The organism is Pseudotabrizicola alkalilacus, assembly GCF_003443995.1.
Classification (GTDB): Bacteria; Pseudomonadota; Alphaproteobacteria; order Rhodobacterales; family Rhodobacteraceae; genus Pseudotabrizicola; species Pseudotabrizicola alkalilacus.
In genome coordinates this window covers 557,815-581,721 of sequence record NZ_QWEY01000001.1, presented here as the reverse complement: position 1 = coordinate 581,721, position 23,907 = coordinate 557,815, and the positions used below count along the sequence as shown (strand labels likewise).

General features: G+C 63.3%; 26 protein-coding genes. 10 read left to right on the top strand and 16 right to left on the bottom strand.

All coding sequences use genetic code 11. The features are described 5' to 3' along the window. Nucleotides 1–516, bottom strand: coding sequence for a PaaI family thioesterase (locus tag D1012_RS02845; protein WP_118149791.1), 516 nt, complete (start codon nucleotides 514–516; stop codon nucleotides 1–3). After that, entirely contained in the window at nucleotides 513–947 is a 435-nt protein-coding gene (locus tag D1012_RS02840) for a PaaI family thioesterase (RefSeq protein WP_118149790.1), read from the bottom strand. The genes D1012_RS02845 and D1012_RS02840 overlap by 4 nt, the downstream gene beginning before the upstream one ends. A gap of 117 nt (nucleotides 948–1,064) precedes the next feature. On the opposite strand from D1012_RS02840, the gene D1012_RS02835 reads away from it, so the two are divergent. The 8 genes from D1012_RS02835 (at nucleotide 1,065) to D1012_RS02800 (ending at nucleotide 8,911) form a co-directional block, all read left to right on the top strand. Beyond that, nucleotides 1,065–1,445, top strand: coding sequence for a MerR family transcriptional regulator (locus D1012_RS02835; protein ID WP_118149789.1), 381 nt, complete (start codon nucleotides 1,065–1,067; stop codon nucleotides 1,443–1,445). 125 nt (nucleotides 1,446–1,570) lie between these two features. Further along, entirely contained in the window at nucleotides 1,571–1,963 is a 393-nt protein-coding gene (locus D1012_RS02830) for a MerR family transcriptional regulator (protein ID WP_118149788.1), read from the top strand. Between the two features lie 31 nt (nucleotides 1,964–1,994). Further along, nucleotides 1,995–3,770 carry an acyl-CoA dehydrogenase C-terminal domain-containing protein gene (locus D1012_RS02825; RefSeq protein ID WP_118149787.1) on the top strand — a complete coding sequence of 592 codons (1,776 nt, stop codon included), beginning with the start codon at nucleotides 1,995–1,997 and terminating at the stop codon, nucleotides 3,768–3,770. 71 nt (nucleotides 3,771–3,841) lie between these two features. Next, entirely contained in the window at nucleotides 3,842–4,054 is a 213-nt protein-coding gene (locus tag D1012_RS02820) for a hypothetical protein (RefSeq protein WP_118149786.1), read from the top strand. Nucleotides 4,055–4,422: 368 nt separating this feature from the next. Beyond that, nucleotides 4,423–5,052, top strand: coding sequence for a glutathione S-transferase family protein (locus D1012_RS02815; protein ID WP_118150045.1), 630 nt, complete (start codon nucleotides 4,423–4,425; stop codon nucleotides 5,050–5,052). Nucleotides 5,053–5,064: 12 nt separating this feature from the next. Beyond that, nucleotides 5,065–6,276, top strand: a complete 1,212-nt coding sequence (locus tag D1012_RS02810) for an acetyl-CoA C-acetyltransferase (RefSeq protein ID WP_118149785.1) — start codon at nucleotides 5,065–5,067, stop codon at nucleotides 6,274–6,276. A 2-nt stretch (nucleotides 6,277–6,278) separates the two neighbouring features. Next, nucleotides 6,279–6,728, top strand: coding sequence for a hypothetical protein (locus D1012_RS02805; RefSeq protein WP_147335616.1), 450 nt, complete (start codon nucleotides 6,279–6,281; stop codon nucleotides 6,726–6,728). After that, complete coding sequence (locus D1012_RS02800) at nucleotides 6,725–8,911, top strand: 3-hydroxyacyl-CoA dehydrogenase NAD-binding domain-containing protein (RefSeq protein ID WP_118149783.1); 2,187 nt, start codon at nucleotides 6,725–6,727, stop codon at nucleotides 8,909–8,911. Before D1012_RS02805 ends, D1012_RS02800 begins: the two co-directional genes overlap by 4 nt. On the opposite strand, the gene D1012_RS02795 is transcribed toward D1012_RS02800, so the two are convergent. The 13 genes from D1012_RS02795 to D1012_RS02730 form a co-directional block, all read right to left on the bottom strand. Continuing rightward, nucleotides 8,908–9,528, bottom strand: a complete 621-nt coding sequence (locus D1012_RS02795) for a Hint domain-containing protein (protein ID WP_158569173.1) — start codon at nucleotides 9,526–9,528, stop codon at nucleotides 8,908–8,910. The two genes, D1012_RS02800 and D1012_RS02795, sit on opposite strands and share 4 nt — an antisense overlap. Nucleotides 9,529–9,802: 274 nt before the next feature. Then, nucleotides 9,803–10,750, bottom strand: coding sequence for a 2-hydroxyacid dehydrogenase (locus D1012_RS02790; RefSeq protein ID WP_118149781.1), 948 nt, complete (start codon nucleotides 10,748–10,750; stop codon nucleotides 9,803–9,805). Beyond that, nucleotides 10,750–11,082, bottom strand: coding sequence for a tRNA-binding protein (locus D1012_RS02785; protein WP_118149780.1), 333 nt, complete (start codon nucleotides 11,080–11,082; stop codon nucleotides 10,750–10,752). The genes D1012_RS02790 and D1012_RS02785 overlap by 1 nt, the downstream gene beginning before the upstream one ends. Next, on the bottom strand, nucleotides 11,079–11,900 hold the full coding sequence (proC, locus tag D1012_RS02780) for a pyrroline-5-carboxylate reductase (protein ID WP_118149779.1): 822 nt from the start codon (nucleotides 11,898–11,900) through the stop codon (nucleotides 11,079–11,081). Before proC ends, D1012_RS02785 begins: the two co-directional genes overlap by 4 nt. 27 nt (nucleotides 11,901–11,927) lie before the next feature. Continuing rightward, nucleotides 11,928–12,431, bottom strand: a complete 504-nt coding sequence (locus D1012_RS02775; protein ID WP_118149778.1) for a type III secretion system chaperone family protein — start codon at nucleotides 12,429–12,431, stop codon at nucleotides 11,928–11,930. 295 nt (nucleotides 12,432–12,726) lie between these two features. Then, the gene (locus tag D1012_RS02770; protein ID WP_118149777.1) at nucleotides 12,727–13,587 is read right to left on the bottom strand and encodes a hypothetical protein; all 861 of its coding nucleotides are present in this window, start codon (nucleotides 13,585–13,587) and stop codon (nucleotides 12,727–12,729) included. Between the two features lie 74 nt (nucleotides 13,588–13,661). Further along, nucleotides 13,662–14,108: a hypothetical protein gene (locus D1012_RS02765; protein WP_118149776.1), complete on the bottom strand. Its 447-nt coding sequence runs from the start codon at nucleotides 14,106–14,108 to the stop codon at nucleotides 13,662–13,664. Nucleotides 14,109–14,410: 302 nt separating this feature from the next. Then, a complete protein-coding gene (locus D1012_RS02760; protein WP_118150044.1) occupies nucleotides 14,411–14,737 on the bottom strand; it encodes a hypothetical protein in 327 nt (108 codons plus the stop codon). A 17-nt stretch (nucleotides 14,738–14,754) separates the two neighbouring features. Further along, the gene (locus tag D1012_RS02755; protein WP_147335615.1) at nucleotides 14,755–15,249 is read right to left on the bottom strand and encodes a hypothetical protein; all 495 of its coding nucleotides are present in this window, start codon (nucleotides 15,247–15,249) and stop codon (nucleotides 14,755–14,757) included. Further along, nucleotides 15,197–15,907 carry a hypothetical protein gene (locus D1012_RS02750; protein WP_118149774.1) on the bottom strand — a complete coding sequence of 237 codons (711 nt, stop codon included), beginning with the start codon at nucleotides 15,905–15,907 and terminating at the stop codon, nucleotides 15,197–15,199. Before D1012_RS02750 ends, D1012_RS02755 begins: the two co-directional genes overlap by 53 nt. 1 nt (nucleotide 15,908) lies before the next feature. Beyond that, on the bottom strand, nucleotides 15,909–16,277 hold the full coding sequence (locus D1012_RS02745) for a tail fiber assembly protein (RefSeq protein WP_118149773.1): 369 nt from the start codon (nucleotides 16,275–16,277) through the stop codon (nucleotides 15,909–15,911). A gap of 202 nt (nucleotides 16,278–16,479) precedes the next feature. Beyond that, a complete protein-coding gene (locus D1012_RS02735) occupies nucleotides 16,480–17,205 on the bottom strand; it encodes a hypothetical protein (protein ID WP_118149771.1) in 726 nt (241 codons plus the stop codon). Next, complete coding sequence (locus tag D1012_RS02730) at nucleotides 17,144–19,336, bottom strand: hypothetical protein (protein WP_118149770.1); 2,193 nt, start codon at nucleotides 19,334–19,336, stop codon at nucleotides 17,144–17,146. Before D1012_RS02730 ends, D1012_RS02735 begins: the two co-directional genes overlap by 62 nt. A gap of 119 nt (nucleotides 19,337–19,455) precedes the next feature. Between D1012_RS02730 and D1012_RS02725 the strand changes: the two genes are divergently transcribed. Further along, complete coding sequence (locus D1012_RS02725; protein ID WP_118149769.1) at nucleotides 19,456–20,196, top strand: YoaK family protein; 741 nt, start codon at nucleotides 19,456–19,458, stop codon at nucleotides 20,194–20,196. A gap of 3 nt (nucleotides 20,197–20,199) precedes the next feature. Then, nucleotides 20,200–20,370 carry a hypothetical protein gene (locus tag D1012_RS22575; RefSeq protein ID WP_158569170.1) on the top strand — a complete coding sequence of 57 codons (171 nt, stop codon included), beginning with the start codon at nucleotides 20,200–20,202 and terminating at the stop codon, nucleotides 20,368–20,370. 147 nt (nucleotides 20,371–20,517) lie between these two features. Here D1012_RS22575 and D1012_RS02720 read toward each other — a convergent pair whose 3' ends face one another. Continuing rightward, nucleotides 20,518–23,877, bottom strand: coding sequence for an exostosin domain-containing protein (locus tag D1012_RS02720; RefSeq protein WP_158569168.1), 3,360 nt, complete (start codon nucleotides 23,875–23,877; stop codon nucleotides 20,518–20,520). Between the last annotated feature and the right edge of the window lie 30 nt (nucleotides 23,878–23,907).

Here is a 23,907-nt window from a genome sequence, read left to right as displayed (position 1 = left end):
TCATTCCGTCGGCGCACCCGGCGGGGGTGGCATCAGGAAATGCCCGGTGCCTTGCGCAAACAGCCGTGCGCGGTTGTCTTGCCAGGCCTCGACATGGACGCTCGCATAGCGCCGCCCGGAGCGGTTGATCCGCGCGCGGGCATAGGCATCGCGCGGCAGGCCGGTTCGCAGATAATCGACGGTGAAATCAATCGTCTTTGGCAGGCGCACCGGCGGCATCTCGGCGGTGGGGTCCACCCGCCCCGCCTCCATCTCTTCCCACAGGCTGCCCCAGGCGAGTTCGATGATCGCCGCCACCTCCAGAAACGCCGCCGTGACCCCGCCGTGCAGGGCGGGCAAAGCCGGGTTGCCGATCAGCTTTTCGTCAAACGGCAGGATCGCGGTCAGCTCGTCGCCTCTACGGTCGAACTGGATGCCGAGATACGCGATATAGGGCACGCCCGACAAAAGGCCGCCCAAGGCCGCATCCCGGCGCTGCTTGATCACCTGCACGGGTTCGGGACGAGATGATGTCATGGCGCGGCTCCTTTCGGGCGATCCAGCGTGAAAGCCCCGGTGGCGGCGGCAACCGGGCGGCTTTCATCCTCATCCGTCGCAGTCACGCGGACAAAGGCGACCGAACGGGTCACATGGTAACACTCGGCCCGCGCCGTGATCTTTTGCCCCGGCGTCGCCGCGCGGAAGTAGTCGATCCGCAAATCCAGCGTCGCCGTGGACGCGGGCCCAGTGGGATGACACATCACCGCAGCCCCTGATGCGGTGTCCATCAACGCCGACACAGCGCCGCCATGGATCACCCCGGTCGCCGGGTCGCCGACAAAGCGCGGGTCGTAAGGCATGGAAATCACAGCCTTGCCATCGCCGAGACTGTCAAACGCCATCCCCAGCGCGCGGGCATGCGGAATGGCTTCGATGAACTGTCGCGCAATGCGGATGATATCGGTCATGGGCGCTCCTTGCCCTCTATAATCCCGGCTTCACGCCCCGCTGCAAGACGCGAATTGCACGCGCGGACATTGCACGCGCCCTCATCCCCGCATAGGTTGAGGAAACGGAGGACCGCGATGACCGATACCAGCCGCCTCAGCTTCAAGGAAATGTGCGCCCGGTTCGATGTCACCCCGCGCACCCTGCGCTATTATGAATACATCGAATTGCTGTCCCCCGAAAAAGAGGGCCGCGCCCGGTTTTACGGCCCGCGCGAGCTGGCGCGGATGACGCTGATCCTGCGTGGGCGGCGGTTTGGCTTCAGTCTTGAAGAGATCCGGCAATGGCTGCTGATGTATGTCCAGCAGGGCACGCGCCCGCAGTATGAAACCTTTCTTGGCCTCGCCGACCGCCAGCTGGGCGAGTTGGAACGCCAAAAGGCCGAACTGGATGCCACAATAGACGATCTGCGCGCCCTACGGGCAACGACGGTGGACGCGCTGTCGAAGCTGGACTGACCTGACATCACGTCACCTTGTTTTCTGACGTGACGTTACATTTACGTTAACGTCAAGCACTCTAGTATGGTTATCGCAAAGCACACATCTGCTGGTCAGATGTATGTGTTCGTGAGTGCATGACAATGACAAATGACCTGATGACCATTCGCCAGATGTGTGACGCTTTTGACGTCACCCCCCGCACCCTGCGGTTTTATGAGGCGAAAGAACTGCTGTTTCCACAGCGCGACGGCACCCGTCGCCTGTTCACCCGGCACGACCGTGCCCGGTTGAAGCTGATTTTGCGCGGCAAACGGTTTGGATTCAGCCTGGAAGATATCCGCCAGATTCTGGATCTGTACGATCGTGACGGGTCCAACCACGCCCAGACCATCCGGACCTATGAACTGGCCCAGCACCGACTCGCCCAGATGGAGGCGCAGCGCGCCGAACTGGACGTGGCGATTACCGAGTTGAAAGCCGAACTTGACGCGGGCGGCGCAATGATCGCCGGCCTGCGCCGCGCGGCAGAATAAACGCAAAGACCGTCTAAGGGAGAGAGCACCGATGCCAACCTATACCGCCCCTGTAAAGGACATGCAGTTCCTGCTGCACAATGTCCTCAAGGTCACCGCCGCCGACACCCCCGGCTATGCCGATTTGGACGAAGGGTTCACTGGTGCGGTGTTGGAAGAGGCGGGCAAGGTGGCGTCCGACCTGCTGGCTCCGCTGAATGCGGTAGGCGACCGCGAAGGCTGTGTGCTGGAAAACGGCGTGGTGCGCACGCCCAAGGGCTTTGACGCCGCGTTCAAGGCGATGAAAGACGGCGGCTGGACTGCGCTGGATTGCGACCCGGAGTATGGCGGTCAGGGTCTGCCTTACCTCATGGGCTCTGCGGTGGGTGAGATTTTCGTGTCGGCCAATATGGCCTTCAACATGTATCAGGGCCTGACGCATGGGGCCTATTCCGCGATCCACACCCATGGCACCGCCGCCCAGAAAGCGACCTATCTGCCAAAGCTGGTGTCCTGCGACTGGACCGGCACCATGAACCTGACCGAACCGCATTGCGGCACCGATCTGGGGTTGATGCGCACCAAGGCCGAACCGCAGGATGATGGCAGCTATCTGATCACCGGACAAAAGATCTTCATCTCGGCGGGCGAGCATGATCTGGGCGAAAACATCATCCATCTGGTGCTGGCCAAAGCCCCCGGCGGCGGCGACGGCACCAAGGGGATTTCGCTGTTCATCGTGCCGAAGGTTCTGGTGAAGGAGGATGGCTCGCTCGGCGAGCGCAACGCCCTGTCCTGCGGCAAGATCGAAGAGAAAATGGGCATCCACGGCAATGCCACCTGCGTCATGAACTATGACGGGGCAAAGGGCTGGCTGCTGGGCGACCTGCACAAGGGCATGCGGGCGATGTTCACCATGATGAACGAGGCGCGGCTGGGTGTTGGCCTGCAAGGCTATGCCCAGGCTGCGGCGGCCTATGAAAATGCGCTGGCCTATGCAAAGGACCGCCTGCAGGGCCGCGCCGTGACCGGGGCAGAAAACCCCTCCGGCCCCGCCGATCCGCTGATCGTGCACCCCGACATCCGCCGCAATCTGATGGAGCAGAAGTCTTTCGTCGAAGGTGCGCGCGCCCTGACGTTCTGGGCGGCACATCTGATCGACCGCTCGGTGCGGCAAGGGGATGCCGCGGCCGAGGGGCTGGTCAGCCTGATGATCCCGGTGATCAAGGGGTTCCAGACCGACAAGGGCTTTGACATGGCGGTGCAGGCCCAGCAGGTGTTTGGCGGGCATGGCTATATCGAAGAATGGGGCATGAGCCAGTTCGCCCGCGATGCCCGGATCGCCATGATCTATGAAGGTGCCAACGGCGTGCAGGCGCTGGATCTGGTGGGCCGCAAGCTGGCGCAGGATGGCGGCAAGCACGTGATGGCGTTTTTCGAGATGGTCAAAGATGAGTGCAAAGCACACGACGGCGATGACCGGATGAAGGGCTTTGCCGAACCGCTGAAGGTGGCGTCCAAGCAGCTGCAGCAAGCGGGCATGTTCTTCATGCAAGCGGGCATGAAGAACCCGAATGCCGCGCTGGCCGGGTCGTATGACTTCATGCACCTGATGGGCCATGTCTGCCTGGGCCTGATGTGGACCCGGATGGCAAAAGCCGCCTATGAGGCGCTGGATGCGGGCCACGCCGACCGCGATTATCTGGAGGCCAAGATCGCCACCGGACGGTTCTACATGGCCCGCCAGCTGCCCGCCTGCACCATGCACCTGGCCCGGATCGAAACCGGGGCGGACACGGTGATGGCCTTGTCGGCCGAGGCATTCTAAGCTGCGCAAAACGTCGGGGGGATCACGATTTTTCTGCGAAAAATCCCCCCGCCCCAAGCCGGAGAGACCCGATGCCGAAACGCTTCCGCCTGACCCGCCGCTTTCCCGTTGCCATGACCGAAGATGGCTATCGACGGTTGAAGCGCTTTGCCACCGAGGCCGGGCTGGACGAGGGCGAGGCGCTGTCGTTTCTGTTCGAGCATTTCGACAGCGTCACCAACAAGGACAATCTGACCCACCGACTGCGGCTGTTCAATTCGGAACTGGAGGCGCGGAAACACTGACTGGTGCGCGATCTGATGCGGCGGACGCCTCCGGCGGGGGAGTATTTGGGCCAAGATGAAAAGGCCTGGGCCCACCCCGCCCCGACTGTCCGTTTTGGCTATCCGGGGCTTCGGGCCGGGGCTTCGGGACGGGGCTTCACCTTGGGCGGTCATCGGCTCTCCAGCCTGTCCCGCGCTGACGAGGTTAGGATGACAAGGTTAACCATTCCTTGCTTCATCTTGGCAAAACCACTCCACGGGTTGCCAGTGGTGTCGCCATTGGTCCGGGGAACCACCGCGCCGGGGGAAAACCCCCGGTTGCTCCGGCAGGTCTGGGAGGGCCGATGGCGATGGAAGATGTGACGACGGATCAGGACGCGGCGGCGATGATGGAGCTGTATTGTTTTGGCGAAAGCGTCAATGCCTATAAATGCGCGCTTGCCCTCGCCCTGACCGGAACGCCTTGGCTGCCCCGCTATGTGGATTTCTTCAACGGCGAGACCCGCACGGCGGAGTTTCGCGAAGTCAACGAAATGGGCGAAGTGCCTGTGCTGGTCGATGGTGAGGCCGTGCTGACGCAATCGGGTGCGATCTTGCTGCATATCGCGGCAAGGACCGGGGCTTTGGGCGGGGCCACGCTCAAAGCCAGGAATGAGGTGGTGCGCTGGCTGCTGTGGGACAATCACAAGTTGTCGACCCAGATCGGCACGGTGCGGTTCCTGATGAATTTTGCGCCCGTGGACAAGCGGCCCGAAGGTGTTGTGCCGTTTCTGCAAGGCCGGCTGAAAGCATCCTATGCCGTGCTTGACGCGCATCTGGCGCGGCGCGACTGGATGGTGGGGGATGGCGTGACCATCGCCGATCTGTCCTGTTGCGGCTATCTTTATTACCCCGAACCCTTCGGATTTGACCGCAAGGACTGGCCCCATATCGACGCCTGGCTTGACCGTATCGCGGCGCTGCCGGGCTGGAAACATCCCTATGATTTGATGCCCGGCAACCCATCAGACCGGGCATAAGGAGAGGACCATATGTCAGACGCCTTTATCTATGATGCTGTTCGCAGTCCGCGCGGCAAGGGCCGCCCCGATGGCAGCCTGCACGAACTGACCTCGGTCGCCCTGTCGGCCAAAATCCTGAATGCGGTCAAAGAGCGCAACGGGCTGGAAGGCCATGCGGTCGAGGATGTGATCTGGGGCAACGTGACCCAGGTGGGCGAGCAGGGCGGCTGTCTGGCGCGCTCGGCCGTGCTGCTGTCGGATCTGGATGAGAGCATCCCCGGTCTGGCCATCAACCGCTTTTGCGCCTCTGGTATGGAGGCGGTGAACCTTGCCGCCAATCAGGTCAAGGGTGGCGCGGGTCAGGCCTATATTGCCGGCGGGGTCGAGATGATGGGCCGGGTGGCCATGGGCAGTGACGGGGCGGCGATTGCCGTCGATCCGTCACTGGCGATGAAGACCTATTTCGTGCCGCAGGGGATTTCCGCCGATATCATCGCCACAGAATACGGCTTTACCCGCGACATGGCCGATGCCTTGGCGATGGAGTCGCAGCGCCGGGCGGCGGCGGCGTGGCAGGACAAGCGGTTTGCAAAGTCGGTCGTCACCATCCGCGACCAGAACGGTCTGCCGATCCTGGATCATGACGAATACATGCGCCCCGGCACCGACATGCAGGCGCTTGGCGCGCTGAAACCCGCCTTCAAGGATATGGGCGAGGTGATGCCGGGCTTCGACAAGATCGCCCTGATGAAATACCCGCATCTGGAGCGGATCAACCACATTCACCACGCGGGCAATTCGTCAGGCATCGTGGATGGGGCAGCGGCTGTGCTGATCGGCAATGCCGAATTCGGTCGCGCCCATGGGCTGAAACCCCGCGCGCGCATCCGGGCGACCGCCAAAATCGGCACCGACCCCACCATCATGCTGACTGGCCCGGTTCCGGTGACCGAAAAGATCCTGCGCGATGCAGGCATGAGCATCAGCGACATTGACCTGTTCGAGGTGAACGAGGCCTTTGCCAGCGTGGTTCTGCGTTTCATGCAGGCGTTTGATGTCGACCCTGCCCGCGTGAACCCGAATGGCGGCTCCATCGCCATGGGCCATCCGCTGGGCGCGACCGGGGCCATCATCATCGGCACCCTGCTGGATGAGTTGGAACGGACCGGCAAGAGCGTGGGTCTGGCCACACTGTGCATCGCCTCGGGCATGGGGGCCGCCACCATCATCGAACGGGTATAGTGGTGCCCGCCGCCGCCATCCTCCAAGCCTATCTGGACGAAATCTCTGTTGCTGTCATGACAGGCGATTTTGCGGCCTATCGGGCCGGGGTGGTGCTGCCGTTCCATCTGGTGACCCATACCGAAAACCTGACATTCACCACGGATGATGACTTGCGCGAGGGCTTTGAAAGCTTTTGCGCAATGCTCAGATCGCAACGGGTGACGGATTATATTCGTCTTGTCGAAAGCGCGCAGGCGCTGGACCCCAACCTGATCACCGGGCGCTACATCTCCCATATCATCTCGGGTGGCATGCGGGTGTTTGATCCGTTTCCGTCGCAGACCACGCTGCGCCGGATTGAGGACCGCTGGAAAGCGGCCTCGATCTCCAACGCTGTTGCCAAAGCCCGCTGGCCGCTTCTGGGGGCCAGCCCTGCCAAACCCGACCTTCAGAAAGGACCGGAAGAATGAGCGATTTTACCTATGTCGTTGACGCCGAGGGCGTCGCCACACTGACCTGGGATGTGCCGGGCAAGTCGATGAATGTGATGTCACTGGCCGGATTTGCGGAACTGAACGGCCATATTGACTCTGCGCTTGCCGATCCTGCGGTCAAGGGCGTCATCATCACCTCTTGCAAAAAGGATTTTGCCGGCGGGATGGATCTGAACGTGATCGCCAAGATGCGCGACGAGGGCGGGGCCGGGGGGATCTTCGATGGTGTGATGGAAATGCATGCCATCCTGCGCAAGATCGAACGCGCCGGGATGGACCCGAAGACGCTCAAGGGCGGCAAGCCGATTGTGGCCGCGCTGCCGGGCACAGCGCTTGGCATCGGGCTGGAGGTGCCGCTGGCCTGCCACCGCATCATCGCGGCAGACAACCCGAAGGCAAAGATCGGCCTGCCCGAGATCATGGTCGGAATCTTCCCCGGTGCGGGCGGCACCACCCGGCTGGTGCGCAAAATGGGCGCGATGATGGCCGCGCCCTATCTGCTGGAGGGCAAACTGTCTGACCCCAAGGGCGCAAAGGCGGGCGGCCTGATTGACGAGGTGGTCGCACCCGAAGACCTTCTCGCGCGCGCCAAGGACTGGGTGCTGTCGGCGAAAGAGGCGGATCTGGTCAAGCCCTGGGATGCCAAGGGCTACAAGATGCCCGGCGGCGCGCCCTATCACCCGGCGGGTTTCATGACCTTTGTCGGCGCCTCTGCCATGGTGCATGGCAAAACCATGGGCGTCTACCCAGCCGCCAAGGCGCTGCTGAGCGCGGTGTACGAGGGCGCAATGGTGCCATTTGACACCGCCCTGAAGATTGAGGCGCGCAACTTTACCGGCGTTCTGATGAACCCGTCTTCGTCGGCGATGATCCGCAGCCTGTTCATCAACAAAGAAGCGCTGGAAAAAGGCGCAAACCGGCCAGACGCCCCGGATCAGACCGTGAAAAAGGTCGGCATCATCGGCGCGGGCATGATGGGCGCGGGCATCGCCTATGTCTCTGCCAATGCGGGGATCGAGGTTGTGCTGATCGACGCCGCACAGGATGCGGCGGATCGTGGCAAGGCCTATTCCGAAGGCATCCTCGACAAAGGCATCCAGCGCCGGAAAGTAACGGCGGAGAAAAAGGCCGAGGTGCTGGCCCGCATCACCGCCACCACCGATTATGCCGCCCTGTCCGGCTGCGATCTGATCGTCGAGGCGGTGTTCGAGGATATGAAGGTAAAGGCCGATGTGACCGCAAAGGTCGAGGCGGTGGTTGGTGCGGACTGCATCTTTGCCACCAACACCTCGACCCTGCCGATTTCCGATCTGGCCAAGGCTAGCCAACGGCCAGAGCAGTTCATCGGCATCCATTTCTTCTCGCCGGTCGACAAGATGATGCTGGTGGAGATCATCCGCGGCAAACAGACCGGCGATGTGGCGGTGGCCAAGGCATTGGATTTCGCGCGCCAGATCCGCAAGACGCCGATCGTGGTCAATGACGCGCGGTTCTTTTACGCCAACCGCTGCATCATTCCATACATCAACGAAGGCATCCGCATGGTGGCCGAGGGGGTGGAACCGGCTCTGGTCGAAAATGCCGCCAAACTGGTCGGCATGCCACTGGGGCCATTGCAACTGGTGGACGAAACCTCGCTTGATCTGGGCGTAAAGATCGCCAAAGCGACAAAGCTGGCCATGGGCGAGGCCTATCCTGACAGTGCGGTCGATGAGGTCTTGTTCGGGATGGTGGATCAGGGCCGCATCGGCAAAAAGGCCAATGCGGGCTTTTACACCTATGACGACGCAGGCAAACGCGGCGGGTTGTGGGAGGGGTTGGCGGCGCAGTATCCGGTCGCCGATGACCAGCCGGAGCTGACACAGGTGCAGCACCGCCTGCTGATGGCGCAGGTGCTGGAAGCGGTGCGCGCGCTGGAAGACGGCGTGCTGACCGACATCCGCGAAGGCGATGTCGGCGCGATCCTCGGCTGGGGTTTTGCGCCATGGTCGGGCGGCCCGTTCGGCTGGCTCGACATCATCGGCGCGGCCCGCGCGGTGGAGATCTGCGAGGCGCTGACCGCCAGCGAAGGCGTGCGCTTTGCCGTGCCAGACCTGTTGCGCGACATGGCGGCATCGGGCGCCACCTTTTACGGCAAGACCGCCCGCAAGGCGGCCTAGGCCCGCGATCCCGGCCGGTGCTGCTCTGCCATGCGCAGGGCAACACCGGTCTCTTCCGCCATCAGGCAGGCAATCAGATGCTGCGCCTGAGCCAGCGAATAACTGCTGTAGGCACGGGCGCGCCACCCGGCATCGGCCAGCGGGTCACCGCCACACGACAACAACACCCCCCGACTGGCATAGATCACCTGATGCTGCGCAAACTGCAGCTGAACCGCCACCGCCAGCGGTGGCGGCCTGCACCGCGCAATGCCACGCAGCCCCTCCAGGGCCCGTGCCGGGATCAGCGCAAACGGGTCGCCGTACAGATCTTCGGCGACATCCGCCTCGATCAACACCTTCTGCTCGGGCAGCAGCACCAGCTCTTCCCGATTGTCCATCGCCCAGGCTGGCACCAAAAGGGGCCAGAGCCCGCGCGGTGCATTCTCAAAGGCCAGAACCAGCGCCCGCATCACCGGCTGACAGCCCGCATCAAAGGTCATGACCTGCGCGCCGGGCGTCAGCTCGCCTGCCGCGCGCCAGCCGCCGGGCGTGGCAATCGGGGTCGTGGCAAAGATCCCCTCGGCCACCACCGACGGTCCGCCCTGTTCCGCCTGTTCCGGCTCCGGCCAGACCATTCCCCGCTCCTCTTCCGCGCCCATGGCCCGGAAGGGTCAGGACTATCACTCCAGCCCTGCCCCAAAGACAGGGCCTGCGCATGGCAAGCCACCGGCAAAACCAAGGCAGATCCAGCGAATGTCCACAAATCGGACAGACCGCGCAACGCACGCAAGATTTGAAAAACAGACCCAGCTTGTTCATTGCTGCTTTCCAAATACTCCCCGCGGAGCGACCGACGCCAGCCGCCGGTCGCTCCGCGGGGAGGTTTGGGCAAGGTGAAAGCCGGGGCCGTTACACCGCGTTGGGCAGCGCGCGCCCTTCGGCAAAGGCGATCAGGTTGTCGACCGCCATCATCCCCATGCTCTCGCGCACCTCCAGCGCGGCGGTGCCCAGGTGCGGCAGCAGGGTGACATTCTCCAGCGCCATCAGCGCCGGATTGATCTGCGGCTCGAACTCGTAGACATCCAGACCCGCCCCGGCCAGACGACCACCAACCAGAGCCGCCGCAAGGGCGGACTCATCCACAACATCGCCCCGGCTGATGTTCACCAGAATCGCATGGGGCCGCATATGGTCCAGCGTTTCGGCGTTGATCAGGTGATGGGTGTCCTTGCCACCCGGCACGGCCAGCACGACGACATCGGCGGCCATCGCCTCGGACAGGCTGACCTGCCGCGCGGGCACGCCCACTTCGGCGACGGGGGAGCGGTTGAAGAACACCACCTCCATGCCAAAACCAGCCTGAGCGCGACGGGCTATCGCCTTGCCGATCCGGCCCATGCCGATGATGCCGATGTGCTTGCCAGACACGTGCATCCCCAGCATCTGGGTCGGGTGCCAGCCCTCCCACCGACCGGCACGCACCATCCGCTCGCCCTCACCAGCGCGGCGCGCGGTCATCAGCATCAGCGTCAGGGCGATATCGGCGGTGGCATCGGTCACCGCGCCGGGGGTGTTGGAGACCACCAGACCGGCAGCACGCGCGGCGGCAACGTCGATGTGATTGTAACCCACACCGAAATTCGCCAGCATCCGCGCGCGCGGCTCTGGCACATCGGCAAAGACATCGGCCTGATAGCGGTCGCCCAGCGTCGGCAGGATCAGGTCAAAGTCACGCAAGCTGGCGCGCAGCTCATCCCCGGTCAATGGCAGCGTGCTTTCACGCTGGGTTACGTCGAAGCGGGCGCTGGCAGCCTCAGTCACTTCGGTTGGCAAGGGTCGTGTGATCAGCAGTTTCATCAGAACATCCTTCCGCCTAAAGGCACGTTTTGGTCGGGCGACAGCAGCACCACCTCACCCTCATCATCCGGCACGCCCAGCACCAGCACTTCGGACAAGACCTTGCCGATCTGGCGCGGCGGAAAGTTGACCACCGCCATCACCTGCCGCCCGATCAGGGTTTCGGGCGTGTAGTGCCGGGTCAACTGCGCGCTGGAGCGCTTTTCGCCAATCTCGCCGCCAAAATCCACCCAGAGTTTGATCGCAGGCTTGCGCGCTTCGGGGAAGGGTTCGGCGCGGGTGATGCGCCCGACGCGGATATCGACCCGCTGGAAATCGTCATAGCTGATCATTTGCCCAAGCTCCGCCCACGGTCCGCCGCCGCCTTGACCGCCCGGCGCAGCAAGGCCGGAAAGCCGGTGTCCGGCTCCATCAGCACCGACAACGCCGCCGCCGTGGTGCCGCCGGGAGAGGTCACGTTGATGCGCAACTGTTCCGCAGTTTCCGGCGCGCGGTGCGCCAGCTCCCCTGCCCCGGTCACGGTGGCGCGGGCAAGTTGCATCGCCAGTTCCGCAGGCAGCCCCTCGGCCTCGCCCGCCGCCGCCAAGGCTTCGATCAGGTGAAACACATAGGCCGGGCCAGAGCCGGAAACGGCAGTGACCGCATCCATCTGATGCTCGCCCTCCAGCCGCACCACCTGCCCCACCGCCGACAGCAGCGCCTCGGCAAGATCCAGATCGGCGGGCGTGGTCACGGCATTGCCGGTGATGGCGGTGATCCCGCGCCCGACGGCGGCGGGGGTGTTGGGCATGGCGCGCACGATATGCGTGCCCGCGCCAAACGCCGCCTCATAGGTGGCAATCGTCGTCCCGGCCGCCACGGTCACGATCAGCGTGTCGCCGCCGCCAAATCCGGCGATCTGCGGCAGGGCGGCCCCCATCATCTGCGGTTTGACCGCGATCAGCACAACGGCCGGCGCGTCCGGCATGCCGTCATTCAGAGTCAGGCCGTTTGCGGCCACTCCCTTCAGCCAGTCCGAAGGGTGCGGGTCAATCACCCATGTCGCCTCGGGCCGCAGCCCCTGCCCCAACCAGCCTTCCAGCATGGCCGATCCCATTTTTCCGCATCCCAGCAGCACAAGGCCCCTGCGGTTGATCATATCCAAGTTCATCGCATTCCCCGTCTTGACGGGGCAAGGTTAGGCGCGACCGTAGGCCTCGGCAATGGCAACCTTCATCGCGTCGGCAGGGGTCTTGTCGCCCCAACCCACCAGCTGAAACGCCGGATAGAACCGCTCCGCCGCCATCACCGCGCTGGAAATCAGCCGGTCGATCTGCTCCGGCCCGGCCACCTGCCCGCCCGCCAGCACCAGCCCGTAACGCCAGACCATCAGCTTTTGCTCGGCCCAATAGGTGAACGCGCCGGTCCAGACCATATCATTGCAGCGGTTGAGCACATCAAGCAGCCCCGGCAGCTTGCCCTCGGGCGGCTCCATCTCGAAGGTGCAGATCAGCCGCAGGGTTTCATCCTGCGCCGACCAGGCGAGGGTCAGCGAATAGGTGCGCCACTGCCCTTCGACCGCCATGGCGATCTGATCATCAGTGACCCGGTCAAACTCCCACTCACGGTGCTCGGCCAGGGTTTCGACGATGTCGATAGGGTGCATATCGTCGTTTGACAGGAAATCTTCAGATAGTGACATTGCCCGGCCTCTTCATGATGCCTTTCGCGAGGCGTGACCCACGAAATGCTGGGTGTCTGGCAAGGCGCTGCGTATGCCCGACAACGCCCATACTAGATATGGTGTTGCAGAAGCGAAACCCTGTAAAGCGATTTCTTGGCAAATCTTCTGTGGACAACTGTGGTTGTTGTGGCTCTGTAGCGCGACGCCGTAGTTTGCAGAGTTTTACTTCATAACCTGCAGCAGAGCCCTTTTGGTTGCACGGGGCTTAAAGGGGGGATTGAACGGTGCGTCAAGGTCGTGAAGACAGATCGCATCAGACCAGCAGATCATCCTCACTGAGTTTCTCTGACAGGTGCTGCATGAAGGAACGAGCACTCTCGAAAATCGCGACGGCCCGTTCCTCGTCATATGTCTGACGCGGGTGCATCGCCTGATTCCGCCATGCGTTCTTTATGAACCGCAGGTGGGTTGCAGCTTCAGCCGCCCATTGTTCTGCCTCTGCTCCATGGCTCCGCTTGCCGACTTCGCGAGTTCTGGTCTCGATCTCGTTGAGGGTTTTGTTCCAGTTGCTGTCCACAGCAACGTCGTAATGACGCGCAAGTGCCGCCAAGCCCACCTCCAGCACCCGCATCAGATGCATCACGCAGGCTGTCCACCGTCCGACCGCACGGCATTTCGCGGCCTCTGAGATATCGAACTCTGCCGACGGGAACGAATCCTCGACCGACTGGCCAAATGGCGCGGCCATATCAAAGAACGCCGCGTGTCGGGAATCGAGTGACAACAGATGCCCGCCCAGGATCTCATCGCTGAAAACCTGAAGCAGCTGCTCCGCGAGATTGACCACTCTGGAAAGCCGATGCGCGTCGTATCCGATTGGCAGAGCTAGCAAGTCTAAACTCTCATCAAAGGCACGACGCGCGGCGGCCTCGCTCGCCTTCAAACGCAGAACCTTTGCCGCCTTTTCCAAAACCTCGCAACTTTTAAGAAAGTGAGCGCAGGTTTGCTTGGGTATGACTAGTGGCGCAATCTGCAGATTTGCCCGGCCCTGAAGCAACTGCACCCATAATCTCCACTCCGCACGGCAGCCCGAAATGAAACCCAGCGCGTGGATGGTATCGGGCGGAAGCTGCAGCATTTTCTTTAAGCTCACGATCTGGTTCGGGTGCCACATCGTTATGGTCCTTTCGGGCGATTCGATACCAGCTTGGTTCCCGCGTTGTCGCGACGCTGGCTCCCGCCATTCTCTCACACCACCACCTGCGCCAGCTCGGCCGCCAGCGCGTCCATTGCAGTCTGCACCGCCTCCGGGGTCGCTGCGGTGTCGATGGCGGTACAGGTCATCCGGCGCAGGCCAGCCAGCACGGCGATGATGCTGCGGTAGGCATCAGCGTTAGCGATGATCTTTTCAGCCAGCACGTCGAGCGTCTCGCCAGTCTGCGCCGCTTCGCCACCGAGGATAGCCTCGATCCCCGGATCCGTTTCCCCGGCGGGCAAGGTCAGCAGCCGTCGCGCCGCTTCCTCTTTTGACGTCCATGACAGCATCTCCGCCAAAGGCACCGGGCCGGTGATGGTGGCGGTTGCGGCCTCGATCAGGGTGATGACGCGGGCATGCGCCTGCGCCTGTGCAGCGGCCAGCGCCGAGGCCGCGCGGGTCTGTGCAGTCACGGCTTGGGCAAAATCAATCTTGGGCATTGGCGCTCTCCTGAAGAGTGTTACGGTGGCAGCACCCGCGAGCGTTACCAGCCCCAGCCGGTGCCTGATTACGACCTCCTTGCATCACCGGCAGACTGAGCTGTGTCACCCAGACAACGATAAGGTTGACCAGTGTCTCGTCATCGCCTCCAAGGCTTTGATTGAAGGCCGCGCGCTCCCTCAGCCATAGCATGAGCTCCGTCCACGGATCGTCTGCAGCTTGAATGCGGCCTAGAATCGCGCTGAGTTCGGGTTGCGGTATGGGGGGCGTTGTACTGACATCTGGAAGATAATCAGTGCGGTCACTCTGCATCGGCGATCTCCTCTTCTGGGGCCTGATAGGGCGGCAGGGCCACCGGGCCGCTGGTGACGGTCAGCGGCTCGGGGAACAGCGTTTCCTCCGGCGCATTGGCCCCATGCGGCAGGATCAGCGGCACGGTCAGGATGCCCGCCATATCGCGGCTGACATCGCCTGCGATCCATGGGCTGTCGATGGCCTCGCGGGGCAGGACCGCCCCGTTGGGCAGCGGGCCGAAGTCCAGGGCATCACCGTTGAGGGTGAGCGTGGTGCCCGCCACCGAGGCGGTCAGGGCGGTGTCCATGCGGACGGGGGACAGGATAAGCTTCATGGTCATCTCCTTGAAAATCAGAACCAGCGGCCAATGCCGAGCGACCAGCCCTGTACGCCGGTCACAGAGGTCGGGGCCATCAGGCGCAAAACGGCATTGGTGGCGCTGCTGGACAGCTGATTGCCGCCCCACAGGTTCGCGGAGTCGGTCGGCATATGCACGACGAACGGCACCGCCGAGAAGGCGGCAGGCCAGCTGACGCCACTCCCCAGACCCCGGAAAACCGAACCCACGGCAGTGGCTATATCAATGGTTTGTGCAACCGTGCGGCAGACCTGATGGCCATCGGCGAAGCGCACATATTCGCCATTGGCGTTGCTGCCGCGCTCGATCACAGCACCTGTCGGCACCCCCGATGACTGGCTGACGGTGCCGAGCAGGCTGCGCTGGCTGACCGTCCGCGACCATGCCGACCAGGTTGCGCCATTGTCCTGCGAGAACCGGGCGAACTCCTGGAAATCATTCGCCCGGTGTGCGGTCTGGATGATGAAGGTGGTGGCATGACGCTGCACCAACACAACGCCGCCATTCGCACCCGAGGGCGAGTTCGGATCGGTGCCCGAGTATTGGAAACAAGCCCTGCGCCGTGGCGCTGTTGAGGGTGATGGCAGGAGAGGCCCCGGTTCCGCCCAGACCAAAATCCGCCACCTTCATGAGCCGCCCCGCCGTGGCATCGGTGACGCTCTGGGTCACGGCTGTGCCGGTCAGCAGGCCGGTCAGGGCGGCCCCGGAATTGGTGACCACCAGCCGGTCGGCCCCGCCTGTGACCAGTGCCAGCGCATTGGCCGCCGAGCGCCGCATGCCGGTGTCTTCATCAGAGGCAAACCGCAGCCCCGGAATGGCCACCGTGCCATCGGCAAACTTGCCCGCCCCGGCCCCGTCGATGGTGCCCTGCATGGCGGTCAGAACGGTCTGCAGCTGGGTCAGGAACGTGGTCATCTCGCCACGGGTGGCCAGCGCGTTATAGACCGCGCCTGACCGGGTGCTGCCCTGATAGGGTCGCGCCAGCGTCAGGGCGGTGTCAGAAGCCACGCTCTGGATCAGCAGCGGCCCTTCGCCGGGGATCAGGAGGATCCACCCCGCCCGCAGCCCGCCCACCCATGCGGTGCCGGTGCCGGTGACGGCGGCAGAGCCATTGGTCAGGGTGAGAGTGCCCGTTGAATACTGCATGTCAGATCTCCTGTGGCGGCGCTGGCCAGATCGGCGACAGCGGGTCGGTTGTGAGGGATGGCAGGTCGCGCAGCGCGGCGCGGTATGCGGCCCATGCTTCGCGGTTGACGGTGGCGTCGGGCAGCTGGGTCCAGTCACAGGCGGCCAAACGCCGGTCACGCTCGGCCCGCAGCGCGGCCCAGACGGCCTCCGGGTCAGGCGGGCGGGGCACAAATGCGCCATCCACCACCATCTGACGCTCCACGTCAGCGCGGCCTGGCAAAGCTGCCTCTCCCTCGCTGACATTCAGCACGAGCTCATTCAGATCCAGCACCGTGATCGTGCGCAGGATCCGGCCCGTTTCCGGGTTGTAGATTGTAGCCTCGATCATCGCTTGAACTCCCCGACAAGCATCGTGGCCCCACCAAGGCTCATCCCGAACTCAACCTCGACAATCAGGGTGCCGACCCCTGCGCCAGCCAGACTTGTGAGAATAGCCGTCACGGGAAAGTTCCCGCCTGCTGGCAAGCCATACTCTGCGAGCAAAACGCCGCGCCACTTGATGCGCATGCGGCTGAAAGATGAGTGCGCGGCTATGCCCCCCCCATCAGGATCATCAGCATCCCGTTTGGGTCGGCGGGTTCAAAGGTAAGCGCAAAGACTGTCACCAACGGGCCTGACCCCGGTACGGAACCCGTAGGCGGTGATGCCCCGCCACCGGATACACCCCGGAAGACGGACACTGCATTGCCAGCCAGACGCGGCGTGGTGACAGAGCCGGTGACGATCAGATCGCCATTGATCGTCACATCAGAAAAGAACTGGGCGAAGTTGCCCAGAAACTTGAGCCTGTCCGAGCGGACAATGGTCTCCGATGCCGCATCACCGCCCGGATTGTCTGCCGCGACAAGCTCGATCTCGCCAACAGCGCCACCGGCACGGGCGCGCCACGCAAGGGTTGCGGCCCGCCGCCCGTCAATGGTGGCAATCGCTGTCGCCTGCGTCGACACGTCCGCAGACAGATCGCCAACCGAAGTGCTTACAGTTTCGATCTGACCAGCCAGAGCACCGACCGCGTCAGACCGCGTCACGGCCTCTGCCTCGATAGCGGCAAGGGTTGCCGCCAGACCGGTTGCCGGATTCCTCACAGCTGTTTCCAGCGTGGTCGTCCGGGCAGCGAGACCTGTGGTCGGCGTGGTGATCGCCTCTTCGACGGTGGATGCCTTGGCCAGCGTTGCAGCCAGCCCGGTCGCCGGATCATTGACCGCCGTTTCCAGCGTGGTGGTGCGCGCCGCAAGGCCGGTTGGTGCGCGCGGCAAGCCCGGTCCCCGGCGTGGTGATCGCCTCTTCCACAGTGCTGGCCTTGGTCTGCGTTGCGGCCAGTCCCGTCTCCGGGTAATTGACGGTCGCTTCCAACGTGTTGGTGCGAGTCGCAAGCCCCGTGGTCGGGTTCGTGATCGCCTGCTCGACATTGGATACCTTGGTCTGCGTCGCGGCAAGCCCGGTGGTCGGGTGCGTCAAGGCCAGTTCAACAGTGCTGGCCGTGGCCTGCGTTGCGGCCAATCCCGTTTCCGGATCATTGACCGCCGTCTCCAGCGTGGTCGTCCGCGCGGCAAGGCCTGTGGTCGGCGTGACGATCGCTTCTTCGGCAGTGTTTGCCTTGGCCAGCGTTGCAGCCAGTCCCGTCGCCGGATCATTAACCGCCGTTTCCAGCGTGGTCGTCCGCGCAGCAAGGCCTGTGGTCGGCGTGGTGATCGCCTCTTCCACAATGTTGGCCTTGGCCAGCGTCGCGGCCAATCCCGTATCCGGGTCATTGACCGCCGTTTCCAGTGAGGCGGCGCGCGTGGCCAGCGCCTCATCTGCCCCGGCCCGCACCAGCTGCTCGGCCACCAGTGCCGCCGCCGTTGTGCCGAGATCGGCGCGCAGGGCCAGCCGGTCTGCGGCCTCGGCCTGATCTGCCGCCGTCCGCGCCACCCGCTCGGCGTCGATCAGGGCTGTGGCACTGCCGAGGGCGACGGTGATCTCCTGCCGCACCCCGGCCACCGCCTGGCGCCCCTCTTCGATCAGCACCCAGGCATCGGTGCGCAAATCGGCCAGACCCCGGTTCAGGGCACCGCGCCCGTCGATGTCGGCCAGCAGTGCGCGCAGATCGCCCGAGGCCTGTTCGTCCTCGGCTTCGCCGATGGCAACCCGCATGACCGAGCTGTCGCGTACCTCGGCCTCCAGCCCGTCTTCGGTGTCCTCGACCCGGCCTGTCAGCGCGGTGACCACTCCGGCCTGCGCCGCAATGTCATCGCTGACCAGCCCCAGATCCAGCTGCAGCTGGCGCAGGGCGCGGGCGGCGGCGCTGGCACTGTCGGCCTCAATCCGGTTGATCTCGGTGATCGCCCCAGACAGGCCCGACACGCTGACCGACACATCGTCAATCGCCTGCGCCAGAGCGCCGGTCTCGGTCGCGCGGGCGCTTCGCTCGGCGGTGACCAATGCGGCCGAGCCAGCCACCGCAGCCCCCAGATCGGTGCGCAGCGTGGCAATCGCCTCGCGGTCCTCGGTCACCAGCGCGGTCAGATCCTGACGGGCAGAGGCCACATCGGCCTGCGCCACCTGCCGGTCGCGGATGGTCTGCATCATCTGTTGCAGGGTCAGGCTGGAAAGCTCATCCTCGGCCAGCGCTGCGGCGCGGGCATCCTGCACCGCAAAGCCGATTGAAGGTGCGTCGATGGTGCCCAGCGTGACCTCTGCCGATCCGACCCGCTCTTCCAGCGCGTCAAATGTGGTGGTCTCAACCCGCAGGACAATCTGCTCTTCAAGGCTGTCAATCGCGGCTTCTGCCTCAGTCACACGCAGCGACACGCCGTCCAGCACCAAGGTATCGGCCTTGGCCGTGATCGCCCCCAGCAGGCCGCTGACCGCAAGTTCTGCCTCCGACAGACGGCCCAACAGTTCGGTGATGACCGGCAGTGTGGTGGGGTCAAGCTGCGCCGCCGTCACCACCTCATAGACTTCATCATAGGTCGCGCGCAGGCTGATCTCGTTGCGTAAGGCATCGACCAGCACCACGACCTCGGAGATCGAGCCGTCGATCCGCGCCACCGCCTCGATCCGCGCCAGACCCAGCTCGGGATCAATGTAGATGCCCGCGTCCGTCACGTCCGACCGCAGCCGCGACAGCTGCAGCGTCAGACTGGCCAGCCGCTCCGACAGGGTGTCGATCGCATTGCCGGTCTCAATCTCGCGCGGCACCTGCAACGCCCGGTCAACGTCGATCCGCGCGATGTCCGCAATCCGGCTGTCCATCGCGGTATCCAGCGCCAACAGGCGCGGGATGACCGGCTCCGAGATATTGCCCAGCAGATCGCCAAACGCCGCCTCTGCTGCTGCACGCAGGGATGCGACAGCAGCATTGGCCTGCAGCATCCGCCCCAGCGTGACCTGCCCCTTCCACAGCATCGGGGCCACATCATCGGTGAGGCCCCATGCCTGCCGAAGTCATTCGGTGATGGTGCGCAGGTCTGGCCTGTCGCATAGAATGGGGGCAAGGATGCAAAAGCACAGGGATCTGGCCCCGCATGAAAACCACACGGCGTTTCTTCCACCCCCACAGCTTCGCACGTGCTCTGGTTGCGCGGCGTCGGTCACCGGGAAATGATCTGATTCTGGCGACCATCCTCGCCGCGATTGCAGGGGCCGCGAATGCCGGAGGTTTCTTTGCGCTGGGGCACTACACCTCGCATATGACCGGCTATCTGTCCCAGCTTGCAGATAATATCGCCATCCTGAATCTCTGGGTGATCGGCCTCAGCCTGTTGGCCATTTCGGCCTTTGTCGCGGGGGCAGGGTTCAGCACGGTCCTGATCAACTGGGCGCGCAACCGTGCCAGCCGCCAGCAGTACGCCTGGCCGCTGGCAATGCAGGGCAGCTTCATGCTGTGCTTCTCCTTCGGAGGCGTTCTAACCGGTGATATCGGCCGCCTGTTTGCACTATCCTGTCTGTGCTTCATCATGGGGATGCAGAATGCCACGATCACCAAGATCTCGGGCGCACGCATCAGAACCACCCATGCTACCGGCATGATCACCGATATTGGGATCGAGCTTGGCCGTGCCGTGTTTTGCGTGCTGCGACCCCAGGCAGGTCTCCGGGTTGATGCTGCCAAACTCAGGATTCTGTTGCAGCTGGTGTTTTCCTTTCTGGGGGGCGGAATCGTTGGCGCTGTGGGTTACAGCCATGTGGGGTTCTTCTTTTCCCTGCCGCTGGCGCTGATCCTGCTGGGTCTGGGTGTGCCTGCCTTGCTGACAAAGCAGCTATAGATCTTGAAGGTCGCACCGGTCCGCGTCGATCTCGGACGCCGCCAGCTGGCAGGCAAGCTGCCGCCCAAGGTCACCGGCGACACGCTCGATCAACTGGAGCGGCAGGTCGCCTCCCGGATGGGGCAGTCTCCCGAAGACTTCATCAAGAACCGCAATGCGATGCAGGAGGGCTGATCAATGACCGCCCTGATCAAGCATGCCCCCCGCACCCGCGCTGGTGAAGGCAAGCGCTTCCACGATCCGGTTGCCGCCGGGGTGCGGGTCTCCAAAGGCTCACCCTACCGCGGCGGGCCAGATCCGGCAAGGCATGCGCCACCGCCCTCAGAACAGGGCGGCCAGTTCCTGCACCAGAGCATCCGCGATGCGGCGGCGGTCAGCTTTTATCGCGGTAACGTCTCTGAACTGCCGGGCGAGCGCCGCAGCGGTGGCCAGCCAGTCCCGCGCAAACGTGGTATCCGGCTGAAAGCTTTGCAGCCGCTCGGCAGCGGTCTCGGGCGGGCAGTCAAAAGTGTTGATCATCGCTGATGCCGGCACGAGGTCAAAAACCCGATGCTCCGGCCCGGCCCAATAGGCGGGAATGGCCCCTATGGCAAAGGCATCAAAGATCTTTTCCGAGATGTAGAGCCGGTGATGCACATTCTCATAGGCGGACAGGATCCGGGTCCGGCCATCCAGCAGCGCCAGCTTGTCCAGATGCCAGTCGCTCAGCTCTTGCCGACGCGGGGCCTCACCCCAGCCTTTGCCCGCCCGGATCACGCCCTTGGCCGCGCTGCGCTCGGCGACCTGGGTGCGGTAATCGCTCAGTGCGAAAACCTTTCGCGCGGGGAAAGCCAGCTGGTAGCTGTCGCCTTTGCGATGCTCCGCGACAAAGGCTGCCCCCACGCTGGCCTGCGACCATCGGTGCAACAGCTCTGCCGGGGAGAGTGCTGCAAAACGGGCCATCAGATTGGCGTAGCGGACCGGGTAGGTGTCTGAGGTCAGCACGAAATACGGAATCTTCCGGAAATCGTAGATGCCGGAGGTCTCATGCCCCAGGAACGTATAGGGCAGGACGGCATCCTTCACCGTGACCGACCCGGTTCTGCCGGTGAACGGCCCGCTCCAGGTGATGTCCCACAGCGGTTCTTCGGACAGGATCACCAGTTTCGGCGGGCGGGCGCGCTGCAGCAGGGGCTGCAAGGTCTCGGCGTTCTCGCGCAGGTCGATGTTGAAGCCGGTCACGATCAGATCGGCCTGATCTGCCGTATCAACCACTGTGATCCGGTCACCGACCAGCCTACGGATCGGCGCATAGCTGAGCGGGGTCCGGTGCGCGTGTCGGCCCAGCAGGCAGACCTTTGGCACAGCCCGATGCTGCGTGGCAGGGACGGACAGGGGCGCAGGGACTGGTAACGGGGCAAGGGCAATGCCGGTGATGCTGCGGCTGGTCTGGCGAGCATGGTCCAGGACGCCGGTGTAATGGCGCAAGACGGCGGACCCGGCGGGCATGCCGGCACAGGCGCGGGCGATGGCACCGGCAAAGGCGGGGTCATGTGCCAGCCGCGTCAGGGTCTGCGCAGGGTCAAGCAGCAGCAGGTTCGCGCCCTGCATCAGCACCCGCTCTGGCACCTCTGCTGTGGCCGGTTCACGGTCAGCGACGGGCGCGCTGCCCTGGTCTGCAAGCGGCGCGTCGGTCTCGGGCTGCCCCAGCAGGAACAGCTGAACATCGGTGACAAAGCTGTCGGGGCCATACAGCAGCCAGAGCTGGCGCATGGCGTGGCGCATCTGCGCCAGACGCGCCGGATCGGCGGCAAGGGCGGCCAACCGGTCCGGCAGGGCCTTGATCTCTTCCGGAGACTCCTTGCAGAACACAGCCGCCTGCTCCCACAACCGCCGGTCGCCGGGCGGGGCCCAGGTATCGGCCAGAATGACCGGGATCGACCCGGCCCCCAGCGATTCCCAAAGCCGGATCGAATTGGGCCCGGACCCCGCCGGGCAGAGCGAAAAAGTCGAGTCGATCAGCGACTGCCGGAAAGCATCCCCCGCAGAGACATCCACAAAGGCGCTGGACTCTGCCGCAGCCCCCTTCCCCGCAATCTGAAGGTCATAGACGACTTTCTGATAATGCCATCCGTCGCGGCCAATCACGAGGCCACGCGGATCAGAGGACAATTCGTCGATGATGATGTTTCTGGTATTGCGCAGGTAATGCTGATTGGCGCGCGCCCCGATGAAGGAGAAAAGATATCGCCTTTTGACCGCATCATTCTCCGGGGAAGCCTCTGGCAGGGCTTCCACCACTTGCACAGGATAGAGCGGAAACGGCCGGAACCGGACAGACCCTTCAGGGGCTTTTTCCACATCTGACAGCGTTGCATGCGGCCAGAACACTTCGGATATTCCGGCCTCTTTGAACAGATTGATATAGCGTCGGGCGTGGATATGCTGACAGACGGTAATTCTTGTACGACCAGTGGGCAGGCGACGACAAAAATCCCGGAAACTGGTCAGGATCGCTTCTACATCGGCTGCGCCGCCTTCTGCCTTGTCAATCAGGTTGGCCCAGGGATAGGCGACATAGAGGACATCCTCAGATTTCTGAATACTGTCGCGGATCATCTTTGCCGAGTGATGCTCGGTGATCGCCGGAAACTGCCACCCATCGTCCAGAATGGAATATGCCTCGTGATAGGAGGCATGCGCCGCAAACTCTTCGGCCCTGCGCCCGGTATAAGGGCGCATCTGACCTTCCTTTACCAGTCGCTCCCCCCCCTTTTGAGGATGGCTCGGTACGGGGGGGTCAGATTTGAAAACAGTCTTATAGCAGGAGCGACCCACCTCATAAGCACTGTCTTCGTAAATTGAAAGAATCTCGGTGTTGTATTTTCCGCGGACCTTACGGCGCAGGATATCCCCGCGTTCAACCATTTCCTTCAGTTTTCGGGCGCGTTCATTGGGTGAGACAAGCGTATCCATCTCGCCAATGTATTTATCTCTGTGCTTGGAAGACAGCTGTTGATCTCTGATGCGGAACCCGCCCAAAGGTTGAGGGGCCTGAACAAGAGAGGCATGTTGGGCAAAAATGCGCCAGAGATTCCAGTCGCCCGCCAGGCGCATTGGCAAAAGGTTCTTATGTGGCTCTGCGGCATCCCAAAGCCATTTCCTGAAAAATGTGCCCTCTTGTTGCACAAAGGGCCAATGCTGCCCGTCTGACAGCCCATTGCGAAGGGCCTCACGCGGGATGTGTCGATCGTATGTCGACACGATCATGTCATCGCGGATGATTGCAATGGCGCCACCGACCCATGAAGCTTCGCTATGGCTGAATTGCCTGAAAACGCCCGCGATAAAGGCACATGAGCCGGTCATCAGCACATCGTCGGCGTTGATCCACGCCATAAAGCTTGCCTTGGGGATCGGATGGAGTGTGTCGAACGCACGGATCAGAGCGTCATACATCCCGGAGTCGGGTTCCGACGCATAGGAAAAGTAAACCCCCCGATTCTGAAGTGGGAACCGGCCTTCGTCCAGTCGCGCCTTCCAGCCACGCAGACGATCCACCGTATCATCCGTCGAGCCGCCATCCTGCACATGGTAGCGCAGGCGGAAATCCCCCGCCTGTGACAGGACGCTGAGCAGCGTTCGGTCGATCGTTTCTGCCGCGTTAAAGCTGGGCGTCACGATATAAATTGTGGGGATCATATGAACTGTACGCCTGTAAAACGGAGGGTA

Coding starts and splice junctions, on each gene's coding strand:
- D1012_RS02790 (WP_118149781.1), bottom strand. CDS start 10,750: ATGAAACTGCTGATCACACGACCCTTGCCAACCGAAGTGACTGAGGCT.
- D1012_RS02830 (WP_118149788.1), top strand. CDS start 1,571: ATGACAAATGACCTGATGACCATTCGCCAGATGTGTGACGCTTTTGAC.
- D1012_RS02775 (WP_118149778.1), bottom strand. CDS start 12,431: ATGTCACTATCTGAAGATTTCCTGTCAAACGACGATATGCACCCTATC.
- D1012_RS02845 (WP_118149791.1), bottom strand. CDS start 516: ATGACATCATCTCGTCCCGAACCCGTGCAGGTGATCAAGCAGCGCCGG.
- D1012_RS02720 (WP_158569168.1), bottom strand. CDS start 23,877: ATGATCCCCACAATTTATATCGTGACGCCCAGCTTTAACGCGGCAGAA.
- D1012_RS02730 (WP_118149770.1), bottom strand. CDS start 19,336: ATGCTGTGGAAGGGGCAGGTCACGCTGGGGCGGATGCTGCAGGCCAAT.
- D1012_RS02800 (WP_118149783.1), top strand. CDS start 6,725: ATGAGCGATTTTACCTATGTCGTTGACGCCGAGGGCGTCGCCACACTG.
- D1012_RS02765 (WP_118149776.1), bottom strand. CDS start 14,108: ATGCCCAAGATTGATTTTGCCCAAGCCGTGACTGCACAGACCCGCGCG.
- D1012_RS02840 (WP_118149790.1), bottom strand. CDS start 947: ATGACCGATATCATCCGCATTGCGCGACAGTTCATCGAAGCCATTCCG.
- D1012_RS02760 (WP_118150044.1), bottom strand. CDS start 14,737: ATGAAGCTTATCCTGTCCCCCGTCCGCATGGACACCGCCCTGACCGCC.
- D1012_RS02785 (WP_118149780.1), bottom strand. CDS start 11,082: ATGATCAGCTATGACGATTTCCAGCGGGTCGATATCCGCGTCGGGCGC.
- D1012_RS02835 (WP_118149789.1), top strand. CDS start 1,065: ATGACCGATACCAGCCGCCTCAGCTTCAAGGAAATGTGCGCCCGGTTC.
- D1012_RS02810 (WP_118149785.1), top strand. CDS start 5,065: ATGTCAGACGCCTTTATCTATGATGCTGTTCGCAGTCCGCGCGGCAAG.
- D1012_RS02820 (WP_118149786.1), top strand. CDS start 3,842: ATGCCGAAACGCTTCCGCCTGACCCGCCGCTTTCCCGTTGCCATGACC.
- proC (WP_118149779.1), bottom strand. CDS start 11,900: ATGAACTTGGATATGATCAACCGCAGGGGCCTTGTGCTGCTGGGATGC.
- D1012_RS02745 (WP_118149773.1), bottom strand. CDS start 16,277: ATGATCGAGGCTACAATCTACAACCCGGAAACGGGCCGGATCCTGCGC.
- D1012_RS02770 (WP_118149777.1), bottom strand. CDS start 13,587: ATGTGGCACCCGAACCAGATCGTGAGCTTAAAGAAAATGCTGCAGCTT.
- D1012_RS02825 (WP_118149787.1), top strand. CDS start 1,995: ATGCCAACCTATACCGCCCCTGTAAAGGACATGCAGTTCCTGCTGCAC.
- D1012_RS02795 (WP_158569173.1), bottom strand. CDS start 9,528: ATGGTCTGGCCGGAGCCGGAACAGGCGGAACAGGGCGGACCGTCGGTG.
- D1012_RS02725 (WP_118149769.1), top strand. CDS start 19,456: ATGAAAACCACACGGCGTTTCTTCCACCCCCACAGCTTCGCACGTGCT.
- D1012_RS02750 (WP_118149774.1), bottom strand. CDS start 15,907: ATGCAGTATTCAACGGGCACTCTCACCCTGACCAATGGCTCTGCCGCC.
- D1012_RS02815 (WP_118150045.1), top strand. CDS start 4,423: ATGGAGCTGTATTGTTTTGGCGAAAGCGTCAATGCCTATAAATGCGCG.